Annotated in this window: 8 protein-coding genes and 1 pseudogene; 4 read left to right on the top strand and 5 right to left on the bottom strand. The window is 68.9% G+C overall.

Features of this window, described 5'->3' with window-relative positions:
• Positions 1-634, top strand: a pseudogene (locus A9X04_RS00630) (hypothetical protein); the annotation flags it as partial.
• A 65-nt stretch (positions 635-699) separates the two neighbouring features.
• Here A9X04_RS00630 and A9X04_RS00635 read toward each other — a convergent pair.
• Together A9X04_RS00635 and A9X04_RS00640 are read right to left on the bottom strand one after the other, a co-directional pair.
• Entirely contained in the window at positions 700-846 is a 147-nt protein-coding gene (locus A9X04_RS00635) for a DUF1059 domain-containing protein (protein ID WP_067277197.1), read from the bottom strand.
• Positions 847-875: 29 nt separating this feature from the next.
• Positions 876-1,448 carry an HhH-GPD-type base excision DNA repair protein gene (locus A9X04_RS00640; RefSeq protein WP_067916765.1) on the bottom strand — a complete coding sequence of 191 codons (573 nt, stop codon included), beginning with the start codon at positions 1,446-1,448 and terminating at the stop codon, positions 876-878.
• 144 nt (positions 1,449-1,592) lie between these two features.
• Here A9X04_RS00640 and A9X04_RS00645 point away from each other — a divergent pair, with 144 nt between their 5' ends.
• Positions 1,593-2,096 carry a nuclear transport factor 2 family protein gene (locus tag A9X04_RS00645; protein ID WP_067916774.1) on the top strand — a complete coding sequence of 168 codons (504 nt, stop codon included), beginning with the start codon at positions 1,593-1,595 and terminating at the stop codon, positions 2,094-2,096.
• A gap of 49 nt (positions 2,097-2,145) precedes the next feature.
• Here the strand turns inward: A9X04_RS00645 and A9X04_RS00650 are convergent, their stop codons facing one another.
• Both A9X04_RS00650 and A9X04_RS00655 read right to left on the bottom strand, forming a co-directional pair.
• A complete protein-coding gene (locus tag A9X04_RS00650) occupies positions 2,146-2,334 on the bottom strand; it encodes a DUF5302 domain-containing protein (protein WP_067916767.1) in 189 nt (62 codons plus the stop codon).
• Positions 2,335-2,371: 37 nt separating this feature from the next.
• Positions 2,372-2,815: a PPOX class F420-dependent oxidoreductase gene (locus A9X04_RS00655; RefSeq protein ID WP_067916770.1), complete on the bottom strand. Its 444-nt coding sequence runs from the start codon at positions 2,813-2,815 to the stop codon at positions 2,372-2,374.
• A 77-nt stretch (positions 2,816-2,892) separates the two neighbouring features.
• On the opposite strand from A9X04_RS00655, the gene A9X04_RS00660 reads away from it, so the two are divergent.
• Positions 2,893-3,414 carry a DUF1697 domain-containing protein gene (locus A9X04_RS00660; protein WP_067916772.1) on the top strand — a complete coding sequence of 174 codons (522 nt, stop codon included), beginning with the start codon at positions 2,893-2,895 and terminating at the stop codon, positions 3,412-3,414.
• Between the two features lie 10 nt (positions 3,415-3,424).
• On the opposite strand, the gene A9X04_RS00665 is transcribed toward A9X04_RS00660, so the two are convergent.
• Positions 3,425-3,790 (bottom strand): GntR family transcriptional regulator, encoded by a 366-nt coding sequence (locus A9X04_RS00665; protein ID WP_067277218.1) that lies wholly within the window; start codon positions 3,788-3,790, stop codon positions 3,425-3,427.
• Positions 3,791-3,827: 37 nt separating this feature from the next.
• Between A9X04_RS00665 and A9X04_RS00670 the strand changes: the two genes are divergently transcribed.
• A partial coding sequence (locus A9X04_RS00670) for an NAD-dependent deacylase (protein WP_067916776.1) occupies positions 3,828-4,434 on the top strand: 607 nt, incomplete at its 3' end.

Here is a 4,434-nt window from a genome sequence, read left to right on the forward strand (position 1 = left end):
GCCGGCCGGCGGCACGTGCGGCACCGGTGAGCCGTCCGGCAGGGCCGCGCCGGGCTCGGCCAGGAACTGGTTCACCGACGCGGCCACGTTGCGGGATTCGGTGGGCGCGCCCGTACCGGTGCCGCCGGCGCCCGAGGCTGCACCGGCAGCCGCTCCGGCGCCGGACACCGCACCGGCTCCCGCGCCCGCCGCGGCACCCGCGGCGGCTCCGGGTTTCGGCCCCGACGCCCCGCCCACGCAGGACTTCATGTATCCCTCGATCGGCACCAATTGCCTGGCGGACGGCACCACCGCGATCGCCACCGCGCTCTCGGTGGCGGGGCCGGCGAAGATCCCGACGCCGGGGCCGGGGCCCGGGCAGACCGCCTACGTGTTCACCGCCGTCGGCACGCCCGGCCCCGCCGAGGTGCAGAAGCTGCCGTTGAACGTCACCTGGGTGAACCTGACGACGGGCAAGTCGGGAACGGTGGCGCTCAAGCCGCGCACCGATATCAATCCCGAGGGGCCGACGACGCTGACCGCGATCGCCGACACCGGGTCGGGCAGCATCATGTCGACCATCTTCGGTCAGGTCACCACCAAGGAAAAGCAGTGCCAGTTCATGCCCACGATCGGCTCCACGGTGGTGCCGTAGGCCGCACCGACACCGTTCCGGGCGCGCGTGTCCCCCACGGGACACGCGCGCTCGCTGTGTCGGCGCTAGTACGCCATGAACAGGATCGCGTCCCGGTCGTACTCGAGGCCCGGGTGATCGCTGGCCAGATGAGCCTGCGTCAGCTCGACCAGTTCGTCCTCATCCTTGCCGACGATGGCTTCCCCGCACGGACACGTCAGGTGTGTCTTCACGTTGCCGCCCTTCCCTTCTGGTCACCCAGCTACTTCGCCGCCTTGGCTGCTGCCTTCATCTGCTTCTTGTAGGAACGCACCTTACCCATCGACTGGGCGTCGACGATGTCGGCGACGGAGATGTGGGTGCCGTCCTTGCCGAACTGCCCGGCCGCCGCGCGCCAGCCTTCGACGTCGACGCCGTACTGCTTGCCCAGCAGCGCCAGGAAAATCTGCGCCTTGACCTCGCCGAACCCTGGGAGCCCCTTGATGCGGCGCAGCAGCTCCGCGCCGTCCGGGTCGCCGGATGTCCACAGCGCCGCCGCGTCGCCGTCGTAACGGTCCACGATGATCTGCGCCAGGGCCTGGATCCGCTTGGCCATCGATCCGGGAAACCGGTGTATCGCAGGCTTTTCCGCGCACAGGGCGGCGAACTTGTCCGGGTCGTACTCGGCGATTTCATGGGCACCGAAGCCGCCCATCCGGTCCGCGATCTTCTTGGGCCCGGCAAATGCCGTCTCGAAGGGCACCTGCTGATCGAGCACCATCCCGATGAGCAGGGCCAACGGGTTCTCGTCCAGCAGCGCGTCGGCCTCGGGGTCTTGAGCGAGCCACAGTGTCACCGTCGACGACCTCCCTTTCCGCTGAACACCCTAAGCCCGAAGTCCCCCGTGGTCGACAGACTACCTACCGGAAAGGCGCTGACGACCAGCAGATAACCACCGCGTTATCGTGACCGGGTGGTGGACGAGGCCCGGTTGGCGCTGATGCTGGCCCGCGACGAACTGCACGCACTCGTCACTGCCTATTGCCGCGCGGTCGACCGCGCCGACTATGCGACGCTTCGCGGCCTGTACCACCCCGACGCGACGGACTCACACGGCTCGTTCTCCACCGGCGGCGTCGACGAGTTCATCGCGCAGCTGCGGGCGGCGGAACCGTATGTGCGTGTCTCCCAACACAACATCACCACGACGAACTTCGTGATCGAGGGTGACACCGCCCGCGGCGAAATCTACTGCCTGGTGTTTCACACCTTCGCCGGTCCCGAACACGACTCAGACGTCGTCATCGGCGGCCGGTACCTGGACTCCTACGCCAAACACGAGGGCAGCTGGAAGTTCACCCGGCGCACCATCGTCGCGGACTGGGCCTATCAGAACGATCCGTCGCAAGTGAACTTCGGGCACCCCAGCACCCGGGGCAGCCTGCGCGGCCAACCGGGCCAGGCCGACCCGTCGGTGGGCCTATTCGCACCGCCGAACGGCTGAGCCGGCTTTGCGACGAAAGCCGTCGTAGCACAACACGTCCCGGCGCCTCTCACCCGCTCTTGCGGCGGAATTCACGGCGGTTCTCCACCGGTCCGTGCGCACGCGACTGCTTGCCGGCGCCGTTCTTGTGGTCGGACCCGCCCGACGACTTGGCCATCTTGCGGTCGAGGGCTTCGCGGAACTTGCGCTTGGTGTCGTCGTCCGATTGCGGCGCCTCGGAAGACTTGGGTTCAGCCATACCGGCAGCCTAGCCCGGGATCTCCGGAATCGGGCGGCTACCGCATCCCGGGCGGCATGCCGTACACGTGCGAGATCGGCAGCGTCAGCAGCACCCGCCGGTCGGTGACCATCGCCTGGCGGTATTCGTCCCAGTCCGGGTGTTCGCCGGCGATGTTGCGGTACAAGGCAATCAGCGCCTCGACGGTGTCGTCGCCGGGGTCGGCCGCCGGCGGCGTCAGGATCGCCGTGCCCTCGGCCACCGCGTAGGACCACCCGTCGTCGGCGTCGACCAGGATGGACGCCCGCGGGTCGCGGCGCAGGTTGCGGGTCTTGGCGCGCGGCTCGGTGATCGACACCCGCACCGCCAGGTCGCGCGGGTCGAAGTGGTAGCTCACGTTCGACAGCTGAGGGCGCCCGTCACGCTTGATGGTGGCCAGCACTCCGAGCGAGTTTCCACTGATCACGGCCAGCAGCTTGTCGTCGAAGACTTGGCGCCCCATGGGAGAAAGCCTACGTCGCGCGTCCAGCAACGGGTCCCGGATCGGGTCAGCGCGAGCCGCCCTGGTGAAATCGGATCATGACCGAGTACGCGGCCTTCCTGCGCGGTGTCAACGTCGGCGGCGTCAACCTCAAGATGGCCGAGGTGGCGCGCGCATTCACCGACGCCGGCTTCACGGGCGTGCGCACCATCCTGGCCAGCGGCAACGTCGTGCTGCAGTCACCCGCCGGTGCCGCCGCCGTGCGCAAAAAGGCCGAGGCCGCGCTGCGCGAGAGGTTTGGCTACGACGCCTGGGTGCTCGTTTATGACCTCGCGACGGTGCGGGCCGTCGTCGACGCCTACCCGTTCGAGCCGGAGGTCGACGGCTATCAGTCCTACGTCACGTTCGTCGCCGACAAAGCCGCGCTCGACGAACTCGCCGCACTGGGCGAGGATGCCGGCCCGCACGAGAGGATCGGCGCCGGCGCGGGCGTCATCTACTGGCAGGTGCCCAAGGGCGGCACCCTGGACAGCACGATCGGCAAGACGATGGGCAAGCCGCGCTACAAGTCCTCGACCACCACGCGCAACCTGCGCACGCTGGCGAAGGTGCTGCGTTGAGACGGCGCGCTCAGTCGTCCGGCACGTTGGTGAGGTAGCGCATCGCGTCGGATTTGGTCAGCCCCAGCGCCCGGGCCACCTCGACGTACTCCTTGGCGGCGGCGGCCATCGCGGCGTCCGTCGGGTCGAAGCGGGAGATGAAAGTGCCGAAGCGCCCGCGGGTTTCGACGATCGCCGCCGACTCGAGTTCCCGGTAGGCGCGGGCGACGGTGTTCGCCGCCACGCCCAGCTGCCCGGCCAGGTCGCGCACAGTGGGGAGCCGGGTGCCCGGGGGGAGCGCGCCCGCCCGAACGCCGTCGATGACCTGGGTCCTGAGCTGGTCGAACAGCGGTTTGCCCGCCTTCACATCGACCTTCAGCAAATCCCGCAGCTCCACGTCCTCAGTATGTCCCAAGCACGGCTATCTTTGTGGGATGCGAGTAACGGTGCTGAGCGGCGCGGGGATCTCCGCGGAGAGCGGGGTGCCGACCTTCCGTGACGACAAGAACGGATTGTGGGCCCGCTTCGATCCCTACGAGCTGTCCAGCACGCAGGGCTGGCGCGACAACCCCGAGCGGGTCTGGGGATGGTACCTGTGGCGTCACTACCTGGTGGCCGACGTCCAGCCCAACACGGGGCACCGCGCCATCGCCGCCTGGCAGGACGGCGCCGAGGTCAGCGTGATCACCCAGAACGTCGACGACCTGCATGAGCGCGCCGGCAGCATGCCGGTCCACCACCTGCACGGCAGCCTGTTCGAATTCCGTTGCGACCGTTGCGGTATGCCTTACACCGGCGCGCTGCCCAAGATGGCGGAACCGACGCTCGAGGTCGAGCCGCCGGTCTGTCACTGCGGCGGCCTGATCCGGCCGGACATCGTGTGGTTCGGTGAGCCGTTGCCCGACGCGCCGTGGCAGAGCGCCGTCGAGGCGACCGAGGCCGCCGACGTGATGGTGGTGGTCGGGACCTCGGCGATCGTCTACCCGGCGGCCGGGCTGGCCGAGCTCGCGCTGTCCCGCGGCACGGCCGTCATCGAGGTCA

Origin of the sequence: Mycobacterium sp. E3247 (assembly GCF_001667785.1) — a bacterium.
In the GTDB taxonomy this organism is placed as follows: domain Bacteria; phylum Actinomycetota; class Actinomycetes; order Mycobacteriales; family Mycobacteriaceae; genus Mycobacterium.